This window comes from Tolypothrix tenuis PCC 7101 (genome assembly GCF_963874875.1).
GTDB classification, from domain to species: Bacteria; Cyanobacteriota; Cyanobacteriia; order Cyanobacteriales; family Nostocaceae; genus Aulosira; species Aulosira tenue.
In genome coordinates, this window is record NZ_CAWNJS010000001.1 from 2,686,905 (window position 1) to 2,711,968 (window position 25,064).

The window sequence follows — 25,064 nt, forward strand, 5'->3', positions numbered from 1 at the left end:
TAACAGATAAATAGTTAGTATGCTCCTTTGCTCTTTAAGACTACATGAATTGTTTTTAAAATTAATTTGAGATCGTAAATAACAGACCACTTTTTCTGATATTCTAGATCCATTTTGACAATATCTTCAAAATCTTCTATATGAGAACGTCCATTAACTTGCCATTCACCTGTAATTCCAGGTTTAACTAGCAACCTTTGAAAGTGGTGGAGTTCATAATTCATCACTTCATCAACAGTGGGAGGACGAGTACCAACTAAACTCATATCACCTTGCAAAACATTCCAGAATTGAGGTAATTCGTCTAAGCTGGTGCGGCGTAAGAAAGAGCCAACGCGAGTAATTCGGGGATCTTGAGCATTCTTGAAAATATGTCCCTTAGCCTGATTTGGCACTAGATGCTTCAGATATTCGGCATTAGGAAGCATCGTCCGGAACTTCCAGATACGAAAATTTTTGCCGTTTAAACCACAACGAGTCTGACTGTAAAAAATTGGGCCGGAACTATCTAATTTGATAGCGATCGCTATTGGTATAGCTACTAATAAAGTAAGAGATAAACCAATGAGCGCACCCACAATATCTATCAATCGTTTTACTAAACTCGTAGCCGAAGGATGTACCCTTTGTGCAAAATTAGCACTCGTTTGAAGATGAATCTGCATGGACTTTTAGTAACAGCGAACTATGACATTTAAATTGACAAAATGAAGAATTAATCACAGAAAGTTCGCCCATTTTTGTGGCTCAAGAAGTAGTGCAATAACCTTGCGATCGCGGCTCCCGAGAAATCAAGTTTTTGGATAGTGATGAGTGGGGAACCAATACCCAAAATTAATTCGCAAATGGCGATGGCAAATATGCTTTCGTTTCGTCTTGTTTCTCAAGCCTAAAAAATGGGCGAATTATACGAATTTGGGATTGGAGATTGAAAAGCTGGAACCTAATACTGTTTTCAGATTTTCAAAAGATAGTACATAACCCAATGCTGATGGTTACTTAAAACCACTCTTGCTGTTAACTGTATGCATGGAATTTATGCATATACTCCCGAAAATTGACCTTGTTCACTTTGCCAATTTTCTAACAATTCAGTGTAAATACCATTCACAACATAACGAGCGTCATAGGGTTTAACTACGCGCACACATGCTTCCGAGGGATAATTTTCCGGATTCCTTAATACCTTTCTCCACTGATCGGCGATCGCTACTGGAGTTTGTTCTTCACAGACAATACCACTATCTGCGGTGAGGAAATTGGGTGTTTCACCCGCACGAGTTGTCACAACAGGTGTTCCACAGGCCAGTGCTTCAATACTACCCCGGCATAATCCTTCGTAAGCACTCGTTAACACAAACATACTAGAAACTCGATATAAATCTGCGAGCTTTGCTTGTGCAAGTGGTGGAAGTAGCGTGACTCTATTCGACAACTCTAAACGAGTAATTTCCGCACGTACATCTTCTTCTAACTCACCCTGACCCACAATTAATAAGTGAGCCTGAGGATCGTTAAGCGCCGCAAAGGAACGAATCAATAATAGTGGCTGCTTTTGTGGATGCAGACGACCAGCAAACAAGATAAACCGAGTATCAGTTGATAGCCCCAACTCTTGTGCTTGCTTGATTCTAGCTGCTTCTCGTTCGCTAGAACTTAAAGAATAGAAAACATCTCCATCCACAGTATTGGGTAGATAGGAAATCCGTTCTGTAATATCTGAGTAACGCTGTTGATATTGTTTTGCAGCTTTAGTATTGCAGGAGAGGATGCGATCAAACTGGCGTACTAACCGGCTTTCCAGCGCGTAATAAGCTGCAGGGAAATATCGCCAGAGAATACCGCCTCCCTCGCTTGAGCCTTTTATTTCCTGCTCAATATCATTATGAATATAAAAAATTCTCTTGCCAGACCAGCCAGAGGCAGCTATTGTCGGTTCTATGCGATGGAATTGCATAAAGTCCGATGAGAAATCGCGCCCTAATAGTGCCATTGTATACTTAACTGTGGTAGGCACTAAACCGCGAATATTGTCGTTCTTTAGCTCAATTAAGGGCATGAACGAAAACTTTCTGCCAAATAACTCAGCGTCAGACCACTGACCCACAGGCATATTTGGATCGCCATTACCTGTTCCCACTAGGCGGATGTGGAACTCCTTAGGCGCATATTTGATTACATAACGGATACAAGTCTGGATACCGCCAATGGTAGGATTCCAGGGATTAAATTGATAGAAAATTGTGAGAGTAGGCTGACTCATAATTAGACTCCTTCATTCTTACCATTGGCTTAGGAAATTTTTGTGGTAACGAGTTTTTTGCCTGGTTGTTGATTAGGCGAATTTACCAGTGCTTCGTATAAGCTCAGATTGTCAGCAGCAATTTTTTCCCAGCTGTAGTGCATTTGCAAATATCGTTGAGCATTGTCAGCCATTGCCTGCATCTCTTGAGGATGGTGAATTGCCCAATTCATTTGCTCAACTAAGGAGTCTAAGTTGCCAGCACGGAACAATATACCTCTCTTAGAACCAATTAGCTGCTGATGCGGTGGAATATCGCTAGCAATGATGGGAATATTTTCTGACATTGCCTCTAGCAATGCTAATGGCAATCCTTCTAGATTAGAGGGTAAGGCAAATAATCCTGTGCCTCGCACAATCTCCCATAAACGTGAACCTTGTAACTCACCTGCAAAAACGATATCGCGATCGCTAGCTACTTGGGCTAAGAGTTGGGCGCTAAAGGATTTTGTATCGCTGACTCCCCCAGCTAGCACCAATTTCCAGCCTTGAGGCTTGAGTTTCTTAAAGGCTTCTAAGAGCAGATCGGGACACTTTTCGGGAACTAATCTACCGAGAAATAAAATGTAGCGTCCTGGTGTTAACCCTAAAGAACGTGCATAGGCAAAATTGGGATCGGACGCGCCATAAGTTGCTGCCGAATTGGGAATATAAACAGACTGCCTACCGTAAGTGTTGCGGAAATAACTGCGTAACTCTTCCGAAACTACAATCATTTCATCGGAAAAGCGAACAGCAGCTTTTTCGCCTTCAAAAATCAAACGGCTGGACATTTTGCCCCACTTGTTACGTTGCCAATCTAATCCATGACAAGTAACTACAACCTTTGTAGACAAAGATAATTTAGGGAGCCAGCTAAATAAAGCCGGGCCTAAAGCATGAAAGTGAACAATGTCGTAGCGGGTTGTGGTAGATAAAATTGCCCCCAATACTGAGCTAAATAAGGCATCTAATCCCTTTTTACCTGGACAAGGTAGAGAGATAACTTGGACACCTTGAAACTCAGTTTGAGTAAAAGGAGAGACATGTGTAGTGGATGAGCGAGCAAATAAATCAACAGAATGACCTTTTGCAACTATGCGGGGATAAATTTCTGCACAGTGATGCTCAATCCCTCCTTGTCTCGGAGGGAGACCTTTTGCACCTATAACAGCTATTTTCATTATTTTTACTGAACAAGATAGATTATTAGACTCATCCAAAAATTTGCCAATTCTTTGCTTTTTGCTGGGCAGAGCGTGAAAACGAAGCCAGAAAAACTAGAGAAGTGAGCCTCAAGATAGTTATAAATTACAAACTACCTGTAAAAATTTTGACAAATCTAGAGACAGATAATTTTAGTTATGATCCGCATTAGTTTGATGCGGTGCAGATATCTTTGAATATCATGAAGTGAAATTTTAATTTTGATTGATGCTCACTGATTCTGTTCTCCCATTTTGATTGTGCCCAGATAATGTTTTCAAAAATCTCCGACAATCTACTTAGAGCGAGATAATTGAACCTCCTTAATAGCTAGAATCCTTGTGTAATAGTTGTTTTAGGCTCAGAATCAAGAATGCTAACTGTGGAATTTACAGAATACAAACTTCTCTGAGTGGCAAATTAACTTTAGGTTAAATCCGAGTTAAACCTAGTATATAAGGCTTATTACCGAAATTGGTTTAAAGTTAGCGTTAAATTTATACGGGTTTATGAACGGAACATAAAGCCTGTGTAATCACGGTATAGCGAAGTTCGGGATTTACGCTAAAACCACACTTCTTTCAAGCGATGTCAGGCGATCGCCTTCAATACCACTCAAGTAATCACTAGCTTCTTTATTAACCTGTATGAGATAGCAAAGCCTCTCCTAGTAAGGAAAATCTGGTAAATATAAAGAATTAGTAAAACTTTTGCCTACTTTTAATTATTTCCTTGCAAAAAATTCTTCAATATTCCGCTATAAATGGGTTTAAGCTAGGGTTAATACAGACTCAGTGTTACGACACAGAGTCTTAGTTGAGATCCAGATAACCAGAGTGTTTACCCGGAATTTAGTTACAATTCTTAATAAAGCTTTTACGATCTCGACGATATGTACCTAAAAGGTGTAAACCTAATAAAACTGGCTAAAATTTTCAGCAGTGACCGAGCAACTTTTAGAATTTCCGTTGGTTTTAGTGACCTTTAATAAGCCCAAATCCCTGCTATATAGAGGTTACAGCGTCATAACTTTTCTAAGAAATTCTAGATTGCATCAACAAATCAAGCTGAAATCACAGTTGGTATCAAAATAAAAATTGCCAAATTTCCCATAATGTGTTATTAGTGAAATCTTAACTTAAGTTAATTCCGAGTTAACAAAGAGTCAACGATTTCAGGTTAAATCGCTCAATTAGGCACTAATGGCAGACACGTGTCAGTGGCATAGAGCCTGAAATAAATAATTAATTTAGAAAACATAGCAATTCCTATTAACGCAATAAGGAGCGGGTGAGATCATGCCAGCACTCCAGGTTGTGCAAATACTCAATAACTACCTCGACAAAAAAAATATTCGTTACTGTCACTGGAAGAGTAACGAGCATGTTGATGCGGCGGTAGAAGGCAAAACAGATCTAGATGTTTTAGTTGATGAAAACGAGAAAGAAAATCTCAAGCAGGTTTTAAGTGAAGTTGGGTTCAAGTATTTTGAAGCAATTCCCTGCCGAAGATATATTGATATTGATGATTATTTAGCTATTGATCGCGAGACAGGAATTTTAGTGCATCTCCATTTGCACTATCGTCTAGAGTTAGGGGAAAAGCATCTTAAAGGTTATCGTCTGCCTTGGGAAGAGTTGTTACTATCGACTCGGATTTATGACAACGAAAATCAAATTTATATTGCTGAACCTAACATTGAAACAATTATATTAATTGTCCGTGCGGTACTCAAAGTGAGAACTCGCGATAGCTTCAAAGCTATGTTGGGTAAGGATTATTTTAAAGGAGATTTTATTCGAGAATTTCGCTGGTTGAAAGAACGGATAGATCTATCGAAAATCCAGCAACTCAGCGAAGAACTTTTAGGTAGTAAAGCCGCTAAGTTAGTTTTAGATGTAATTAACAGCGAATCAAATCTCAAGCTGTTATTAAAATCTGGTAATCCTATCTACTCATCTTTACAAAAATATCGCTATTCCAATCCATTATTCTCTAGATTTTTCAGGTGGCAGAGGGAATTTAAATCTCTTTATTACAAGAGCATGAGAAAGTTTCTCCAAGCTCCTGTTCCTGCTCACAGAACACCTACTAATGGCGGCATAATTATTGCTGTTTTAGGTGCAGATGGCTCTGGTAAATCTACTGTCACTGGTGAAATTACAAAATGTTTTTCTCATAAACTTGATGTTCTGCCTGTGTATTTAGGTAGTGGCGATGGCCCTGCTTCCTTAATTAGATTGCCTTTAGTTTGGGCAAGTAAAGTTGGTCAAGTTCTGCGCTCAAAGAAATCGCGTAATCAGTCCAATTATGCTCAAAAGTCCTCCAGCTCATCAGGAAGTTCTAAGCGGAAATCGAAATTCTCCATTCTTGGTAAAGTCCTATGGGCAATTACCTTGGTTTATGAAAAGCTACAAAAACTTCAGCAGTCTCGCACAGCCAGAGATAGAGGCATGATGGTGATTTCCGATCGCTATCCGCAAACCCAGATTCTCGGCTTTAATGATGGGCCGTTATTGAGTAGTAGCAACCAAGAAGCTTCTCCATATCCTGCTGTTTTACAAAAATGGGAGTTGCAACGCTATCAATACATGGTAAATACCATGCCTCCAGATTTAGTCATTAAGTTGCACGTCACTCCCGAGATTGCTTTAGCGAGAAAGTCAGATACACCACCAGAAATTGCGAAGCAAAAAGTAGAGGCTGTGCATAAATTCAAGTTTCCTCCGCAAACTATGGTGGTGAACATTGATGCAACTCAACCTCTCGATCAAGTTTTATTACAGGCAAAACTGGCTGTATGGGACAATCTCTAACTCACACTAATTTGATGAATACCAACAGTAAACAGTCACTAATATTAGAGTTTGTCGGATTACCTGGCGCTGGTAAAACTACTGTCTGCCGTGAAGTTGCTTCACGATTAAACAACCAGGGAGTATCTCTGGTTGGTGGCGATGAAATTTTGCAGCAGTGGAAGCAGCAAAGTACTTGGCAAAGAATGATCAAACTGATTCCCCAAACCCTGAATCAATGGCAGATTTTGCTGTACTCGCTGTTTTTGGCATTCCAAGTCAAACCCACTAATAGGCAAAGTTTTTCTAAAGCTGCCAAGATTTTTGCCAATGTCAAACGGCTGGATGCGATCGCGCGATCGCATAGCGTCTCGGAGAGAAGCGCAGCGCCAAGGGCGATCGCGCGCCATCAAGATTCGCAAATCATCTTACTCGACCAAGGCTTATTGCAAGAAACTTGGTCAGTGGGAATCACAGGTACCACTCCATCTGCAGAAAGCATCAAACAGGAATTAGCGCTGTTGTTCCACCAAAGACCGATGGCGATCGTTTATTTCCAAATAGATATAGACACTGCACTTAAGCGCATCCAAAACCGTCCAACAGCAGAAAGCCGTTTTGATCGGATGCATCCCGAAGCAGCGCAGCAATTGTTATCTAAATATGTTGCTTATCTGCAAGATATTGTTAACTGCGCGCAAACTTTCAATATTCCCATTCTAGAAGTTGATAGTTCACTGCCTATAGATGAAAAAGCACAACGTATTTTGTCCTGGATGAACAATGATTTTATGGCTCATCCTGAATCTGTTTGTGTAAACAATTTGAGGTAAATATACTCATATTTACTCTATAGAGATAGGATTTATCATTCAAAAACAATAACAGTTTGATTGCCACAAAAATTATTGAAATTCGTTAGAAAATAAAGAATCATAAATCTGTTACTTGTTTATTTAATCTTGAAAATTAATACCTAACAAACATAGTGCTTAACACCAAATATCTGCTCAAAATATTAGTTGATTTGAGCAGATATTTTCCTGATTTTAAATTAGTGCTTGGACTTAAATAAAGCATATATATATACCATAATTAAATCTCAGTATGCTTATGATTGTACGCATAATATTTTCTTTAAAAAGAGTATATTTATCGCAAATATTGGGTTATCAATTATAGATAAAGTTTATATGAAGTTTATGATAAAGTCTTTGATTATACCTACATTACGTATTAATTAGATATAAGATAAACAAGATGACTTACGCATTAACAATACATACAAACTATTATTTGCGTATGGATTACAGGCTGTTGAGATTGATTTTTTGAAGTTTTGTAAGTAATTGTTTAGCAGTAATTTAAAACTCTGAAAACACACTTATAAAAAGCATTTGTTATATTCTTCAAAAGATGATTTACAAAAGCCAAAAAATGTATTTTTGTGATAGCACAAAGTACTAAATTTTTGTAGTGCGTAAGTTTTAATCATTAAGTTATCGTCAATCAATTTATTGTATTAACAGGAATTTCAGCAGCAAAAAGAATGGCAAAATTAGTACAGATTATCTACACTTCTCAGTTCAAGCCTCCTGTTTCTGAATCCAATTCTTTAATAGTGGCCAGTCCAGATCCATCAGGGATTGTTTATATTGATCATTTGCAAAGCCTGTTTATTGCTGATGGCGAAGTAGATGAGATGAAAACTAGATTCGTCTCAAAAAACCTGTTTGAAACTACTCTGACAGGTAGTTATGTGGATAATAATTTAAATGCCATAAATTTTACGCAAGAGGCAACAGGGATTACTTATAATCCCCAGAATCGTTTTCTCTATATTTCTGATGATGACAGGAGTAGAATTTATCAAGTCAATCCCGGAGCAGATGGAAAATACAGTACATCAGATGATGTGGTGACGTATTTTAGTACTAAGATTGACGGTGTTCTTAAGTCCGACTCAGAAGACGTTGCTTATTCCACGAGGACAGGTAATTTATGGGTAGTTGATGGGTTAAATGCACAGGTTTACCAATATACGACCAGCGGCCAATTAGTTAGTCAATTTGGTGCTGCTTTAGCTGACCCCGAAGGAATTGTGGAAGATCCTTTAACTGGGAATCTATTTCTTGTAGGTAGACCACTAATAGAGGCAGGCATACCAGTTTATTATGTGTTTGAAGTAACAAATACAGGTCAAGTTGTCAGCAAGATTGATATTTCCGCAGCAAATCCCAATAAACCTGCTGGTATTACTATTGCACCCAATAGTCAAGATCCTTCCAAGAGAAGTCTTTATATTGTTGATCGTGGTCTTGATAATGACGATCATCCTGATGAAAATGATGGTCGAATTTACGAATTTTTACTAGATGGTAATGGTAGTACCAATCCAACCCCCGATACAACATCGGGTGGTACAACATCGGGTGGTACAACATCGGGTGGTACGACATCGGGTGGTACAACATCGGGTGGTACGACATCGGGTGGTACAACATCGGGTGGTACAACATCCGGTGATACAACAACATCCGGTGGTACAACATCCGGTAGTAGCACATCATTAGACTCTAAATTCACAACTGTGTTTGTGGCTAACAGTGCTAGCACTAACACCACTAATACTTTGGGAGCAGTAAGTTTTGATAAACAAGACATCTTAGCTTACAACCAGAATACAAAAATCTGGTCTATGTATTTCGATGGTTCGGATGTATTCAAGAATGGTAGCTCCAATCTTAAAGATGTCCGTCTTCGAGACTTTCACATCAATAGTGATGGCTCAATTTTGTTTGCTATTAATCAAAGCGTTACATTACCAGGTGCAATAACAGCAGATGAATACGATGTCATCAAGTTTACCCCTACTTCAACTGGTGAAAATACTAGTGGCACATTTCAAATTTATTTGGATGGATCTAAAGTAGGATTAGACCCTGGGGTAAAAAGTGAGGTAATTGATGGAATCGCTATTGACTCAGATGGTGCTTTGGTAATTAGTACAAGGAATGGTTTTAAAGTTCCTGGAGCATCTGGTACAGAACTGAGTGGTTCTGGTGAAGACCTCATCAAGTTCAACGGTACTACAGGAGAAAATACAGTTGGTACCTGGACAATGCTTTTTGATGGTTCTGATGTAGGTCTCAAGGATAATAATATTGATAGTTTTTGGTTAGACTATGACTCTAACAAGAATATTAAATACATTTATCTAAGTACCGAAAAAGCATTTAGCATTACCAATAATAGTAAGACCATTACTGGTAGTGATAGTGATATCCTGCGCTTTACTCCTACCTCACTTGGTAACGATACTAAAGGTAGTTTTGAACTCATAACTAGACTCGATGGACTAGGTGCTTCTACTATTGAAGGTCTTGCTGTTAGTCCAAATTTTTCAGGTTTTTAATCAAGTTAACGTAACAGTAATTCTCTAAAATTCAGTAACAAATGCAAACTCCCAAACCCTTATAAAAGGTAGCTGTCTGAATTTTGAATGGGTATAACTTGACTACCTAATTTCCATTACAAGGCTAGCGGTCAATTTCTTCGCATCTACCATATACTTTGGCTTTTATCTATCAAAACTATCAGCATTTTTGTAACCAAAACCAACCTAATTGATAGAAATAATCCAAAATATACCCAATATTATTAATGCATATCAAAAGATAAGTTTGGCATTATTAAATTTAATTAAATCAAGATATAGTAATTCTTGATAATAAATTTAAGAAATTCCAAATTTTTAGATTGTTAACATTATCCTTCAGAATATTCAAATTTCACAAATCTCATGATCAACTAAGTAGGCTGAATTAAGGCTACAAAATCTTCTATTTTCTCCAAAGAATAAATATTCAGTCTTATAGAAATTTTTTACAGCGTAGAGCAATTTGGATAAATTCTCTTCTCTTGCTCTTCAGTCATAATTTCTATATGCCTTATATTTATCGCGTAAAAAATATATTAAGCATAGATATTTTAAATATGAATTTTTTATAAAGCTTAAATGAATTTTATAATAAAGTATTTGATTTTACGTATATTAAAGTATTAATTAGATGTAATATTAACACTAGAGTTTACGCATTGACAGTACGTGAAAACTATGTTTTGCGTATGGCGCTTCAGGTTCTCAAATGTGATTCTTTGCAGCTTTTCTCATAAATATCTGCTTAACGGCAAGCTGCTACTCTATGGCAACGCTTTGTAAAAGCATTTATGCCATTTATCAAAAGGTATTTAAGCAGCCTGAAAAGAGAATTTTGCGTGAATTCACAAGAGCCTAGATTTGTCTGGTGCGTAGATTTTAATGTGCTTGATCAAGTTAAAAGCAAGCTGTTTAATTCTGAATAATTTCACAAATAGAAACAATGGTCAAACCAAAACTCGTACAAACCATTTACACTAAATTTTCTCCTGACAGTCCCGATCCCTCGGGGATTGTTTATAACTCTAAGACCAACACATTATTAATTAGTGATGGTGAAGTAGAAGAAATAGATGATGTATTCAAGGGAAAAAATATTTTTGAGATTAATCTCAATGGTCAGTTAAAGAATACCTTGACAACTACTGGCATACAAAACGTGGCTAAAGGTTTTTCTGACGAACCAACAGGGATTGCTTATGACTCAAAAAATAATATCCTCTACATTTCTGATGATGACCAGGCTAAAATTTTTCAAGTCAATCCTGGACAAGATGGGAAATTTAACACATCAGATGATGTAATTACCTCTTTTAGTACTAAAGGTAGTAATTCTAAATCTGACTCAGAAGACGTTGCATTCTCCACTAAAACGGGTAATTTATGGGTAGTTGATGGGTTGAATGCAGAAGTTTTTCAGTACACCACCAGTGGCAAAATAGTCAGCCAATTTGATACTGCTAAACTAGGATTGCTTGATCCTGAAGGGATTACAGAAGATCCACTCACAGGGAATCTATTTCTCGTAGGTAGACCTGTGCTTGAGAATAAGACTCCGGTTTACTATGTGTTTGAACTAACAAGTACAGGTGACCTTGTCCGCAAGTTAGATATTTCAGATGCGTTTCCCGATAAACCCGCAGGACTCACCATTGCGCCCAATAGCCAAGATCCTACTAAGAGAAGTCTCTACATAGTTGATCGTGGTGAAGATAATGATAATAATCCAAAGGAAAATGATGGACGGATTTACGAATTTTTACTAGATAACAACAGTGCAGGTGGTGGCGGTACTGGCGGCGGTACTGGTGGAGGCACTGGCGGTGGTACTGGTGGAGGCACTGGCGGTGGTACTGGTGGAGGCACTGGTGGGGGTACTGGCGGTGGTACTGGTGGGGGTAATCCATCACCATTCGATCCACAAGCTACTATTTTTGTAGGCAGTAAAGTCAGCGGCGACACTAATATTGGGGGAGTAAATGCTGATAGGGTAGACATTTTAGCTTACAACCAGAGTAAGCAAACCTGGTCTAAGTATTTCGATGGTTCAGATGTAGGCTTAGATCCGAGCAAATACTACCTACGAGACTTTCACATCAATAATGATGGCTCGATTTTGTTTGCTCTCAATAACCCCGCCACTTTGCCAGGTGGATTAAAGGTAGATGATTCCGATATCGTCAAGTTTACTCCTACCTCCAAGGGTGAGAATACCAGTGGAAAATTTGAACTGTATTTTGATGGTTCAGATGTAGGTTTAGATAGCAGCAACGAGGATATAGATGGAATCGCGTTTGCTCCAGATGGTGGTTTGGTAATTAGTACAACTGGTTCTTATACAGTTCAAGGGTCTAATGGAGATTTAAAGGGTGGAGATGAAGATTTACTACTCTTCAAACCTAGTAGTACAGGCGAAAATACCGCTGGTACCTGGACATTGCTTTTTGATGGTTCTGACGTAGGTCTATCTAGTTCTAGCGAAGACATAGACGCTTTCTGGATTGACTATGGCAATAACGGTGTTATTAAACACATTTACTTAAGTACCGAAGGAGATTTTAGCGTTCCTGGTGCCAATGGTGTTGTCATCAATGGTAAAGGTAGTGATATTCTCCGGTTTACTCCAACTTCGCTTGGTGACGTTACCCAAGGTACTTTTGAACTTGTATCTTGGGATAAATCTAATGTAATAGCTAATGCTGGTATAACTGTTGAAGGTTTCTCCGTAGCTTCAGGTATTTCAGGTTTTTGATTAGCTAAATGTCTTAACTCGACTTTATCCAATTATTTCAATTGCTATACCTCAAACAAGTAGTTAAGAGGTTGTTTTAAAAGTCCTCTGGTTGGTAGCAAAACATTTAGCTCCCCCTAAATCCCCCTTAACAAAGGGGACTTTAAGAGGTTTTTCCCCCTTCTCAATGGGTTGGGGGAATAAACAAGCACTTAAAATCACAGCCAACCACTTTTCAAACATCCTCTAAATCACCACTATATAATGTGACTTTTGTCCATTAAGAATGTAGGCATTTTTCATATAACCAAAACCAATTTGTGTGATATGAGGTGCTGACTAAATACTGATAATTCTATTTGGTATAAGGGTGTGGATTGTTTAATTGGATAAATCATTCGGAGGGCACAGCATTGCTGTGCCCCTACCCATCTGTCACATTCTTCGTTCAAATTAGTATTATCTGCGAGCTAAAACTAATTCATGCTGCTTTAAATAATTGCTGTGCTCTTTGTGTACGTCCGCAATAATCTTTTGACAGATTTTTAAGTTAAAGCGGCTGAAATCGGCATGATGCGGCTTAATACCGAAAATGGTTTTCCCAACTTTATAAGTAGTTTGAAAAAGTCCCCATTCAATTATTTGATTTAGCAGACGATAAGTAAGGAGTGATTTAGCACCACCTTGGGGATGGCGATCGCTAATCGGCTGAAATTTAGCTTCATTGGCGTAGTCATCGACAATAATCAATCCACCAGGTTGCAGCAGAGGCCAGAATAAGTAAAAATCGCGGTCGATGCGTCCATCAGCATCATGTATGAAAGCAGCAATTTTCTGGGTATTAATTAATGCGATCGCTTCTTGTCCATTGTTAAAAGTGAGTTCTTGCGGAAAGAGGCGCACTTGCTCAGTCACACCAAAATTTTCAAAATGTTTTTGAATTAATTCAAGATTTTCCGCATAGCCACCAACATCGGTACGAGTACCGCCTTGGCACTTCTCAACTACAATCAATTTAGATTTTTTTTGGCTATCTCTGATCGACCAACCAATCGCAATACTACCTGTACCCGCAGCACCACCAACTTCGATAATATCGAGGTCGGGTAATTGCAAACAAAGTTGGTAAATCTTTTTATAGACAAGTGGTAATAACATACCATTTGTTTGTTCTCTTAAATGGTAGAATTTAGAGTTTGTAACTTGTTCATAATATAGAAAAATCTTTCTTAAAACCGCTTTAAAATTGGTGTTCATGCTTTAGCCAATCTAGTACTTGGTTACTTATTTTTTATTATTACCATAAGCATAAACAAAACTTTATATTATACGGCTTTACTGTATCTTTATAATCAGCAAGTAGCAAGAATAGCTGAGTTCAATTAACGTAAAAAAAGAGACGGTATTACTGATTTAACCAACACTCGTTTAAATCCTGTGCTCACCGTCTCAAATTATTTTCGTAACTCTATTTTTGGTAGATAGACCGTTACTTTTTGAGTAAATTCATCAATGTAACTTTCACAACCTGAAGAGGGTAATGAGAGTCTTTATGCCTCTATTGATATGTCATAGTTAGATGACTTCCACTTTCACACTGCTCATCTTGATCAAATTTTGTGAGCCTTCTGTTTTTTGGAGGATACCCCGATGTTGAACTGTGCCACCTTGAACAGTAATTTTGGCATTTTTATCAGATTGGAACACCCTAGTTAAAGGATTGGTTGACTTCAAGGTGCAACGAGTCAGGGTAACATCAGCCGACTCAGTAGCATAGATTTGTGCTAGACAACCTGAACCACCACGACAACGAGGTTCTATACCAACGCAATCCTGAACATCTACTTTTGACCAAAATCTGAAGTTACGCTTGTTATCTGCTGCTTTGGCACGAATTAACACAGTGTTCTTAGCTTTGATGTCGTATCCACCATCAGTATTGCCAGCAGCGCTCGTATCTTCAAATCTAATATCTGAGACGTTAGCCTCTGCTGTAAAACCATCTCCATTCCAATAGTCTTTGTTAGAGAGAGTCTGTTGACAGTTATTCATAGTGGTTCGCCGCAGCGTCACATGATGTACATCGCCACGGAGATGTACACCCATACAGAAGTTGTCGCCATCTTGACGTTGCGAGTCACCAACAACTTGCTCAATCAGAATATTATGTGCATCAGCTTGGTTACTAGGTTTAGATTTACCGAAACGTATTGCTCCTTTGGAATAGCCTTGAATATCTGCATTACGGATGGTGACATTCGCTAAATCCCATGAGCCACTAGGATCATGTTCAATGAATCTTTGGACGTTGGTAGCTTTGGTTTTTTCGATAGTCACGTCACCTTTAGTGCCAGCAAATACGAAGCAACCATTACCCTGGTTCATACAATGAATGTTACGGAAAGTCAGGTAACTAGCGCCAGGGAGGAGATTGAAGAGACTGTTCCCTGTCTTTCCTTGTGGAGGTGCCTGATATGGACTGGAGCGATCGCCTACAATTACTGGCATGGATGTTTCAAGTCCCGATGCATCGGTTCCGTGGATGGTTATCGGTTTGCCGGCAGATCCGCCACTAGCAATGCGAATATTCCCACTGTACTTGTAGACTCCAGTCAGTAACCTCACTTCACCGCCTGGCTGCACTCTACTAACAAATGCAGGTAAATCAGTCAGTAATCCTGCATTTTGAGCGCTACTACCATCACGCTTACCAGCACCTTGCGGTGAAATATAGAGAATTTGCGATAAGGTTGCGGCTTGTCCAACGCTGGAATTATGGCAAATCCCCATAATACAGCCAGAAAATCCGACTGAGAATTGAGCCAAGAGCAGCGCTAGGACAAAACCTAAACTAGAGAACACAAGCATCAAAGCTTTATTACTAAATTGCCGTTGCCATTTGCGTACCTCTTTAGCAACGGTATTTAGTAGCACTATGTGTTTTTTCATGGAATCACACAAATATGAACTAATGGACTAGCCGAGAATATCAAAACCCTTATCATGTAAAGGTTTTGATATTGAATGCTGCGATTAGCTTGATACGATCTAAGTATGCCAATCTGTATCATTTATCAAAGCTTTAAATAATCAACAGGAAATTTTTACAATATTGCTGAGTTTGCGGGAAGTGATAAAAGTCCAATTTATTACAGGATAAGCTTTACAGCCACACTTAGATGAGTGTTACAAAATATTACGTAGTTATAGAGACGCGATCAATATTGCAAAGACGCGATGAATCGCGTCTCTACAAGAAGATTTAAACGTCAATCGATTTGTTTTATCCTTGGAATCATCCAACTTCTTGGAAAGAACAAGCGATCGCTAATTCGGCGTGTTCTTTGAGTGTATCTTTATCCAAAGTATGGACGAGATATTGAGGTGCGATCGCTAGTAATTTATCGATTCTGTCTTTTGCTGCTGCGACTACTGTGGGGTCGAGGCTACCGTTACTTAGGGAGTCAGCAAAATCTTGGGCGATGTAATAGGTACGTTCCAAAGAAGATGAGTTGATATTGCGGGAGACAATAAATAAATCACAGCCAGCATTTACTGCTTTGGTGACAGTCCCCTTTTGCACAAACATATCTGAGACGGCTTTCATATCTAAATCATCAGACACTACCACCCCTTTGAAACCTAATTCTTCCCTGAGTATGCCTTGAAGAATGCGTGGCGAAAGTGTTGCTGGTACATCCGGATCTATTTTTGGGAACAGGATATGGGCTGTCATCACCAGAGGTACCTGTTCCTCAATCAGAGTTTTGAAAGGTATAAGTTCGCGATTTCGCAGGTCTTCTGTAGTTAAATCAAGTACTGGTAGTTCTAGGTGGGAATCTTTACTAGTATCTCCATGACCAGGAAAGTGTTTAGCACAACCCAGAATTCCTGATTCTTGCAGACCTAAAAAGTATTCCCGTGCGCCGTTAGCCGCAGATTCGGGAGTTGTACCAAAGGCGCGCGGGCCAATCACAGGATTTTGCGGATGGGAATAAATATCTGCTACAGGTGCCCAGGATATATTGATTCCCAAGGATTGGAGTTCTACTGCGGTGGCTTTAGCTACTTGACGCGATCGCGATTGTAACAGCGAAGCATAGGGAAATCGGGTAATTGGGAAAGGTGTACGCACCACCCGACCGCCTTCATGATCTAAGGTGATAAACATAGAATCACGTTCGGCGTATTGTCTAATTTGGTCGATTAACTCCCTATAGCTTTGCAACCAAATTTCATAAGCAGTGCTATCTAGAAAGTTCTTAGCAAAAAATATTACCCCAACAGGTTTTAATTCACTAAGTGCACGTTTATCGTCGTCGCTTAATGTCGTCCCGGAGACACCGAGAATTAAATGATGCCCAAAGCCCTGGAGATGCTGCGTTACTGACATAACGTTTTACCTGTGGCTATTCATTTAATAGCATTTAATTTTTGATAACAGAGGTATGGTAATTGCTAGTAGCTATTTATGCAATTAGCTATTAAGCTGATGCACATCTAAATTGCAAATTTTTTTGTTTGGGTCGTCAAGAGTCAAGAGTCCAAAGTCAAGGCTAAATTTGAACTTTTGACCCTGGACTCCTGACAATCCAGATGAGTAACTATGCAACTTACAATGCCTAAAAGTTTAGCAATCAACCATCAGTAGCTAGCAAGAATCCAGGTGGGATTAAAATTCCGATACTAATGCTAGTTGTCTCACTGGCTTGGGTTTTGCTTTGGTGAGAGTAGAAGCTTTCAAAGTCATTTTGGGTTGGCTGCTTTGCAAAATTACCGCTTCATAGGGTACGACTCCAGCTATTTCACTACCAAGACAACGGGCTGCAACCCTTGATAGGTCTAAGCTTCTGGGTTCTATATAAGGGCCGCGATCGTTGACTCGGACGATCACAGATTTACCACTTTGAAGATTTTTCACCTGCAAGTATGTATTAAAGGGCAGAGTTTTATGGGCTACTGTCAATTCGTCTTGGTCGTATATCTCGCCGTTTGCTGTTAAACGACCATGAAAATAGCCTCCATACCAAGAAGCTATCCCGGATAGTTTTTTGCTAGAAGGACTGACACCATACATCTCTTTTTGACCCTCCACGAGGGTCAATGTTGGTGCTTTAAAAGCTGAACGGAGATTGTTAATCCATTCAATTGCTAACAATTCACCAGTCTTATGGAACCTCTGGGAGATTTGTTTTTCAATCCCCCATAAAAAGCGATTACCTGCCATTAGGGCAGGTATACCATCAACTAAAGCGGGTCGTAATTGATTAGCGTCCAAGCTGGGTAACTTTGCTAGGTTAGTCAAGCGTTGTTGCATTAACTTTGCTGCCTTTTCTGTAGGTAAAGTAGCAACTAAACTGTTATTCACCCACACTTCATAGTTACTTTGGTCGCGATGGACAACTACTACAGGTAAGGAAGCAGAAATAAAATTCTGCTCTATAGGACTGGTAAAACGGAAGAAATCTTGTAGCGATCGCAGAATTTTATGGGTAAAAAAATCTGGGCTGGGAGAACTTGAGTTGATGATGGTTCCAGATGTCCAACCGCTAGATTTTCTCAAAATTGGCTGTTGTGATGCTATCTCTTGCCCAGCACTACAAAGCTCTTTTTTACTTTTTTTAACTGTCTGTTTTTGAGAATTACGCGGCTTTTCTATGTTGGTGCCACTGTCATTATTGTGCCAATCAATTCTTAAAAACCTTGTAGGTAGCAATGTTGTACTCAACACTTTCCCCTGGGGAAGTACAAACTGGCGATGCTTACTGACAAATTTACCCAGATTTGTTGAAACTTTCGCTGGTAATACTTTCGGCGTAAAATTTGCCGGTAATTTTTCACTCAATGAAAAGAAAGAACTAATCGTGGATGTTATCCAAAGAAATTCAAAAATTAGCATGTCGATTTAAATTCCAAGTTTTTGCACAATTAAACCGTGCACCCCTGGGTTTGCTAAACAACATTTTTAGACGAAAAAATTAAATTTTTATTCTTTAATCCAGAGAAAAATCCTCTCACTTTGTTGACATAATACTGAGCGATCCCCAGCAGGGATCATCATATCTTGTTACACGTAAATAAACAAATAAAACTTTTAGATACTGTTTTGAATTATTTGCCACTTTTAAATTTAAATTTTTTATAACTGCTGCTTTTATTGTTTTTAAAATATACAGAAAATCTAATTTGACAACGATAAAAATACGTAAATGATAAAAATACTAGTATTATTTTTTACTCTTGCTGTTTAATTTGCTAACACAAAAAATACTCACATCATGGCTCATAGTCTTGCTCAAAGCCAGAAAAATTTCTGCCAAACAAATTCAGTAGCGAGCAAAAAATCAATTAAAACCAGAAAAGTAAAAATCTTTGTCAAGAGTCAAGGGTCAAAAAATTTTCGGAATTTTTCAGTTCTTGGTCTCCCCTGCTTTGCTGATTTTTTTAGTCAAGCACTCAGAGGAATATCTTCTAAACAAACATGAAAATTGCTTAAATCCCAATGCTTCCTCCCCAATTTTCTACTTGGGTAAAAGGTAAGAAATAGATCTCGAAAGTATTGGCAAATGACCAATGAAAATGAAAAATGACGACTTGGCTCATCAATTTTATTGATGCTTAAACCTAAAAGCAGCAAGATATTTCCAAGTTTTTTAGGAAAGCGATCGCACAATCGCTGCGAAATGTAACAGATTGCAACGTATAATGAGAACGGCAAAACGATTAAGAAATCTTGAAGAGCAGTAGGGTTAAATGCGAGTAGCGATCGCGGGAGCGGGCCTAGCAGGACTTTCCTGCGCCAAATATCTCACAGACGCGGGTCACACCCCCATTGTCTTGGAACGCCGAGACGTACTGGGTGGCAAGGTGGCAGCGTGGCAAGATGCTGACGGAGACTGGTACGAAACAGGTCTGCACATATTTTTTGGGGCATACCCCAATATTTTGCAGCTATTCAAAGAACTGGGCATTGAAGACCGTTTGCAGTGGAAAGAACACACAATGATCTTCAACCAGCCCAATGCCCCAGGGACATACAGCCGCTTTGATTTCCCAGATTTGCCAGCACCCTTAAATGGCATAGTGGCAATCTTGCGAAACAACGATATGCTCACCTGGCCAGAAAAAATCCGTTTTGGGTTGGGTTTGTTACCAGCAATGGTACAAGGCCAGAAGTACGTAGAGGAAATGGACAAATACTCATGGACGGAATGGCTGCAAAAGCAAAACATTCCCCTAAGAGTTGAAAAAGAAGTTTTTATCGCTATGTCTAAGGCATTGAACTTCATTGGCCCAGAAGAAATTTCCGCTACTATCTTGCTAACAGCCCTCAATCGCTTTCTACAAGAAAAGAAAGGTTCAACCATGGCCTTTCTTGATGGTTCACCAACTGAGCGATTGTGTCAGCCGATAGTAGATTACATCACCGAACGGGGCGGGGAAGTAAGATTAAATGCCCCCCTCAAAGAAATTTTACTCAACCCTGATGGTACCGTGAGGGGATTCTTAATTCGGGGGTTGAATGGCGCAGAAGACGAAGTGTTAACGGCTGATTTGTATGTATCTGCCATGCCCGTTGACCCCTTCAAGGTAATGCTGCCAGAACCGTGGAAGCAAATGGAGTTTTTCCAGCAGCTAGATGGACTAGAAGGAGTGCCAGTAATTAACCTCCATCTCTGGTTTGATCGCAAACTGACAGAAATTGACCACTTACTATTTTCGCGATCGCCCCTCCTCAGCGTTTATGCTGATATGAGCAACACCTGTCGTGGATATGCTAATCCGGATCGTTCAATGTTGGAATTAGTTCTAGCTCCAGCAAAAGATTGGATCTCTAAATCCGATGAGGAAATTGTTGATGCCACCATTGCTGAACTAGAAAAACTCTTTCCCCAACACTTTGGTGGGGATAATCCAGCCAAGCTGCTGAAATATCATGTGGTGAAAACGCCGCGTTCAGTTTACAAAGCGACTCCAGGTCGTCAACAGTACCGTCCCTCACAAAAAACTCCCATTGCCAACTTCTATTTGACAGGGGATTACACCATGCAACGCTATTTGGCCAGTATGGAAGGGGCCGTACTTTCTGGTAAGCTTACAGCGCAGGCGATCTCGGAAGCAATCCCGGTGGACACTGCAAACAAACCGCAAACGCTCACCCGATCGCCCGCAACGAATGCTGCAACTGCCTGATTCACCCCCGCGCATGAAAACGCTGGTCTCTGTAGACGATTCCTACAAACTTTGTCGGCAACTTATCGCCAAGTATTCCGCGACTTTTTACCTGAGCACTTTGCTCCTGAGCAAAGAAAAGCGTCCCGCTGTTTGGGCAATTTATGCTTGGTGTCGCCGTACAGATGAACTGGTAGATGGCCCTGCATCTGCTATGACTACGCCAGAAACCCTAGATCTATGGGAGAAGCAGCTAGAATCAATTTTTGCTGGTCATCCAGTAGAAAATTTTGATGTGGCTTTAGTGGATACTGTGAAACGCTTTTCGATGGATATTCAACCCTTTCGGGATATGATTGCCGGTCAGCGCATGGACTTATATCGCAGTCGCTATGAAACGTTTGAGGAATTATACGTCTACTGTTACCGCGTTGCTGGCACTGTCGGTTTAATGTCCACGGCGATTATGGGGTTGGATGATACCAGAAATACAGCGCCGTGGAACCGTACACAACAGCCCTATGTTCCAGTTCAAGAAGAAATTGCTTTAGGAATTGCGAAGCAACTCACCAATATCTTACGAGATGTTGGTGAAGATGCTAGGCGAGGACGAATTTATCTTCCCTTAGAAGATTTGGCACGTTTTAACTACACCGAACAAGATTTATTTAAGGGTGTAGTAGACGATCGCTGGCGTGCCTTAATGCAGTTCCAAATTGAGCGCGCACGAGAATTCTACACCAGAGCAGAAAGAGGAATTTCCTACCTCTCCGCCGATGCTCGTTGGCCTGTTTGGGCAGCGCTGATGCATTACAGCCAAATTTTAAACTTTATCGAACGCAACGATTATAATGTCTTCACTCAGCGCGCCTACGTCCCCCAGTGGAAAAAATTGCGTACTTTGCCACTGGCTTGGATGCGAGCGCAAGTCCTGTAAATTTTAGTCAGTAGTCAGTAGTCAGTAGTTAACAATTATTTACTAAAATCTTTCCAGATGACGCTTTTTCCTGACTCCAACTTCTGAAAAAACAGTTGACTAATGACTAATGACTAATGACTAAAAAATGTTTGACTTGTAAAGATGTATCTGCTACTATTGTTATTCGTGACCCAGGAGAGGTGGCTGAGTGGTCGAAAGCGGCAGATTGCTAATCTGTTGTACGGCAGGCAACTCCGTACCGAGGGTTCGAATCCCTCCCTCTCCGTTTTCCCAGCCATTAAAAGTAAGTGATGACACTGAGTTTGCATCACTTTTTTAATGAATTTAGGATGATAAGTTTTTTTAAACTCTAAAAATACGTCTTCAGGCATAGGTATTAATGTTGGCATCAACACCTCTATATCTTCAGGAGGATGATATTATTTATGCTTTGGAGTCTGTAAATATTAACCTAACCTCAAATATAGTTAGAATTTTACTTTCAGACTCCTAAAGAATAGAGGAGTGAAAGTAATTTATGCCAAGAATTAGTACAGCCTTAGCCCTGAGTGTAGCTACCTTAGCCGCTGGTTTTCTGTTAGGAGCTTGTAATGATACTGCTAGCAACTCTAATAGTACAGGGAACACACAAGGCACCGCTACCCCAGCAGCCAACTCAACGACCACAACTAATGCCAAAGGTCTGAAAATCGGTTCCTTACTACCATCAACAGGCGATTTAGCATCGATCGGTCAGCAGATGGTGGGTTCAGTTCCCTTGCTGGTAGACACAGTCAATGCTTGTGGTGGCGTAAACGGTGAACCAGTCACCTTAGTACCAGTAGACGATCAAACAGATCCGAAAGCAGGTGCAGCTGGGATGACCAAACTTGCAACCTTGGATAAGGTGGCTGGTGTAGTAGGTTCCTTTGCTAGTAGCGTTTCCACTGCGGCTATCTCAGTGGCGACACCGAATAAAGTGATGTTGATTTCCCCAGGTAGCACTAGTCCTGTGTTTACGGAAAAGGCTCAGAAAGGCGACTATAAAGGCTTTTGGGCACGCACTGCACCCCCAGATACTTACCAAGCACTAGCCTTGGCGCAACTTGCTAAGAAAAAAGGATTTAAGCGCGTTTCTACAGTCGTGATTAATAACGACTATGGTGTTGGTTTTGAAAAAGCATTTGTACAAACTTTTGAAAAATTAGGTGGAACAGTAGTTAATAAAGATAAACCTGTCCGTTACGATCCTAAAGCTCAGACCTTTGATACGGAAGCTGCGGCGGCTTTTGCTGGCAAACCAGATGCAGTATTAGCAGTACTGTATGCGGAGACAGGAAGTATATTTCTTAAAACTGCTTACCAGCAAGGCTTAACCAAAGGAGTGCAAATTCTGCTGACTGATGGCGTAAAATCACCTACTTTCCCAGAGCAAGTAGGCAAAGCTAGTGATGGCAAATATATTTTAACTGGTGCGATCGGTACAGTTCCAGGTTCCGATGGCAAAGCATTAGAAGGCTTTAACAAACTCTGGAAAGAGAAAAAAGGTGGTTCACCAGGAGAATACGCACCTCAAGCTTGGGATGCAGCTGCATTGTTAGCATTAGCCGCACAAGCTGCTAAAGAAAATACAGGTGTTGGCATTGCTAGTAAAATTCGAGAAGTTTCTAATGGCCCGGGTACAGAAGTTACCGATGTTTGTGAAGGGCTAAAATTGCTCAAAGAAGGTAAAAAGATTAACTACCAAGGAGCTAGCGGTAACGTTGATGTTGACGCTAATGGCGATGTGGTTGGTGTTTACGATGTCTGGACTGTGGGGGATGATGGCAAAATCACAGTGATTGATAAAGTTAATCCTAAATAGGGCTCTTTAATTACTCTTTCTAAAATACAAGGTTGGGTTGTAGCTTGCTTCCCTGTAGGGGTTATATCTCAATACATTTCAGAGAAGATCATTAGTGATTGATTTGTCACTTGGGAAACAGTTAGCTCAATTGGGGGATTCTCCCCCAAACCCCCGATTGGAGGACGGTTGCGTCCCCCAAACCCCCTCCAAAATTATTTAGGGCTTACGCAAGTGTCACATTTTTTTCTTTTAGTCTGTCAAAAGTCCAAAGTCCAAAAAACTGAATTTTTGACTCTTGACTCTTGACTCTTAAACCAGAAGATGGATGTACCAGTTGCGTAAATCCTGATTCAAAAATGGGATTTAGAAACCACTGAAGTTGTAGCCAACGCCTAACATCACGCCTATGTCAGTATTGTTAAAAAAGCCAGCATTGACAGACGCAGTAGCCGTAAATTGGGTATTGAGAGGAAAATCAAAGCCACCAGAGACTAAAAAGGCGGCTTCAGAGTTATCACCAGTTTTAATTGCTGCACCTAATCCTATGTAAGGCGCAATTGGTAAGGGTTCACTAAATGGATCTGCTACCTGCTGAAAGGTAAAGTCATAGGTGAGGGGAAGTAGAATTGTGGTGTTGTCACCTAAAACTGCTGATGGACGGAAAGATATAGCATTGCTTAATCCAACTTTACTAATGACAGCAAAGTTACCATCACCTAAAGCAGAGTCACTACCACTGACACCAATGTTACCTGCAATACCAATATAGCTTCTCCCACCACGGGTAGCTCTACCTGGTTCAATATCAGCTTGCGCTACTTGAGTAGTAGCTGGTTGAGTAGTGGGTTGTTGCGCGGTAGGTTCCGAGTTCTGGGGGATAAAGCCAGCAGCTGAGGTGATTGCTGTACCGGGAACTGGTGTAACTATGCGATTAGCGGTTTCTTGTATAGCAGCGTTAGGGAACTGCTGCGAAACCGTGAAATTTGTATTGGTTTGAGTAGGGGTATTTTGGGCTGTAGCTTCTGGTTCAGTAGTTGATTGGCTGGGGGATGCTACGGTTGTAGCAGCATTAGTAAACTGCTGATTATTTGAGGAATCTACTGTTTGAGCGACAGCAGATAAGCTACTACCTAAGACTGCACAAGCTGCTAAACTTGGCAAGCAAAAAACAGCTTTACGAATAATAGTATTCACATTCACTCCTTACAAAAATATTGCCACACATAAATAAACGGTTTTTGGTGTTAAGCCAAGAAATCTTGGTAACATCCAACCATTTAACACGAAAAAACTAATTCTCACACCCCGTATTTGACGGAATTATACTAATCCTTTAGGGTTTGTGATGTTACTCAAGATGGCTGTATAGCCCATGTCAATAAACCTCTCTTATAGGAAAGGCTGCACCCACAGGGTAGCGAACAGGAAAGCAATGGCAATCTTTTCCATGCTCACTGGTCATTCGTAGTGTCTCACAAATAATACCAATTTGAATAAATAATGTGATAAATACGTAGGCTGGGGTGAGTACGCCGCAATACTACAAGGGATAGCTTTTTGAACTCAAAATTAGTTAAGGGGAAAAGGTTAAAGGTTAAGGGTTAAGGGACTTCCAGAAAATAAATTATCGAATATAGTCCGAGAATATTTTTATTCTCCTCCTGCTCCCTGCCCC

Annotated in this window: 15 protein-coding genes and 1 tRNA gene; 8 read left to right on the plus strand and 8 right to left on the minus strand. The window is 40.0% G+C overall.

What is annotated here, in order from left to right; all coding sequences use genetic code 11:
- Window positions 1–14: 14 nt before the first annotated feature.
- From AACU25_RS11080 to AACU25_RS11090, 3 genes are all read right to left on the minus strand, one after another.
- Window positions 15–665 carry a sugar transferase gene (locus AACU25_RS11080; RefSeq protein WP_096575544.1) on the minus strand — a complete coding sequence of 217 codons (651 nt, stop codon included), beginning with the start codon at window positions 663–665 and terminating at the stop codon, window positions 15–17.
- Between the two features lie 371 nt (window positions 666–1,036).
- Window positions 1,037–2,263 (minus strand): glycosyltransferase family 4 protein, encoded by a 1,227-nt coding sequence (locus tag AACU25_RS11085; protein WP_096575546.1) that lies wholly within the window; start codon window positions 2,261–2,263, stop codon window positions 1,037–1,039.
- 29 nt (window positions 2,264–2,292) lie between these two features.
- On the minus strand, window positions 2,293–3,465 hold the full coding sequence (locus AACU25_RS11090; RefSeq protein ID WP_096575548.1) for a glycosyltransferase family 4 protein: 1,173 nt from the start codon (window positions 3,463–3,465) through the stop codon (window positions 2,293–2,295).
- A gap of 1,320 nt (window positions 3,466–4,785) precedes the next feature.
- Here AACU25_RS11090 and AACU25_RS11095 point away from each other — a divergent pair.
- The 4 genes from AACU25_RS11095 (at window position 4,786) to AACU25_RS11110 (ending at window position 12,473) form a co-directional block, all read left to right on the plus strand.
- Window positions 4,786–6,303 carry a nucleoside/nucleotide kinase family protein gene (locus AACU25_RS11095; RefSeq protein WP_096575550.1) on the plus strand — a complete coding sequence of 506 codons (1,518 nt, stop codon included), beginning with the start codon at window positions 4,786–4,788 and terminating at the stop codon, window positions 6,301–6,303.
- On the plus strand, window positions 6,288–7,115 hold the full coding sequence (locus AACU25_RS11100) for an AAA family ATPase (RefSeq protein ID WP_096575552.1): 828 nt from the start codon (window positions 6,288–6,290) through the stop codon (window positions 7,113–7,115). The genes AACU25_RS11095 and AACU25_RS11100 overlap by 16 nt, the downstream gene beginning before the upstream one ends.
- Window positions 7,116–7,831: 716 nt before the next feature.
- Window positions 7,832–9,697 (plus strand): hypothetical protein, encoded by a 1,866-nt coding sequence (locus AACU25_RS11105; protein WP_321206638.1) that lies wholly within the window; start codon window positions 7,832–7,834, stop codon window positions 9,695–9,697.
- A gap of 967 nt (window positions 9,698–10,664) precedes the next feature.
- Window positions 10,665–12,473, plus strand: a complete 1,809-nt coding sequence (locus AACU25_RS11110) for an SdiA-regulated/phytase-like domain-containing protein (RefSeq protein ID WP_190445701.1) — start codon at window positions 10,665–10,667, stop codon at window positions 12,471–12,473.
- A 438-nt stretch (window positions 12,474–12,911) separates the two neighbouring features.
- On the opposite strand, the gene AACU25_RS11115 is transcribed toward AACU25_RS11110, so the two are convergent.
- The 4 genes from AACU25_RS11115 to AACU25_RS11130 form a co-directional block, all read right to left on the minus strand.
- Window positions 12,912–13,610, minus strand: coding sequence for a class I SAM-dependent methyltransferase (locus tag AACU25_RS11115; RefSeq protein WP_190445700.1), 699 nt, complete (start codon window positions 13,608–13,610; stop codon window positions 12,912–12,914).
- A 417-nt stretch (window positions 13,611–14,027) separates the two neighbouring features.
- Window positions 14,028–15,401 carry a hypothetical protein gene (locus AACU25_RS11120; RefSeq protein WP_096575560.1) on the minus strand — a complete coding sequence of 458 codons (1,374 nt, stop codon included), beginning with the start codon at window positions 15,399–15,401 and terminating at the stop codon, window positions 14,028–14,030.
- Between the two features lie 346 nt (window positions 15,402–15,747).
- Window positions 15,748–16,845, minus strand: coding sequence for a beta-N-acetylhexosaminidase (gene nagZ, locus AACU25_RS11125; RefSeq protein ID WP_096575562.1), 1,098 nt, complete (start codon window positions 16,843–16,845; stop codon window positions 15,748–15,750).
- Window positions 16,846–17,124: 279 nt separating this feature from the next.
- Complete coding sequence (locus tag AACU25_RS11130) at window positions 17,125–18,351, minus strand: septal ring lytic transglycosylase RlpA family protein (protein ID WP_096575564.1); 1,227 nt, start codon at window positions 18,349–18,351, stop codon at window positions 17,125–17,127.
- 854 nt (window positions 18,352–19,205) lie between these two features.
- Here AACU25_RS11130 and pds point away from each other — a divergent pair.
- The 4 genes from pds to AACU25_RS11150 all read left to right on the plus strand — a co-directional run bounded on the left by pds (window position 19,206) and on the right by AACU25_RS11150 (window position 23,407).
- The gene (pds, locus tag AACU25_RS11135) at window positions 19,206–20,645 is read left to right on the plus strand and encodes a 15-cis-phytoene desaturase (protein WP_096575566.1); all 1,440 of its coding nucleotides are present in this window, start codon (window positions 19,206–19,208) and stop codon (window positions 20,643–20,645) included.
- Window positions 20,629–21,561, plus strand: a complete 933-nt coding sequence (gene crtB / locus AACU25_RS11140; protein WP_096575568.1) for a 15-cis-phytoene synthase CrtB — start codon at window positions 20,629–20,631, stop codon at window positions 21,559–21,561. Before pds ends, crtB begins: the two co-directional genes overlap by 17 nt.
- Before the next feature lie 176 nt (window positions 21,562–21,737).
- A tRNA-Ser gene (locus AACU25_RS11145) sits at window positions 21,738–21,829 on the plus strand.
- Between the two features lie 252 nt (window positions 21,830–22,081).
- A complete protein-coding gene (locus AACU25_RS11150; protein ID WP_096575570.1) occupies window positions 22,082–23,407 on the plus strand; it encodes an ABC transporter substrate-binding protein in 1,326 nt (441 codons plus the stop codon).
- 345 nt (window positions 23,408–23,752) lie between these two features.
- On the opposite strand, the gene AACU25_RS11155 is transcribed toward AACU25_RS11150, so the two are convergent.
- Window positions 23,753–24,583: a hypothetical protein gene (locus tag AACU25_RS11155; protein WP_096575572.1), complete on the minus strand. Its 831-nt coding sequence runs from the start codon at window positions 24,581–24,583 to the stop codon at window positions 23,753–23,755.
- Window positions 24,584–25,064: the final 481 nt, after the last annotated feature.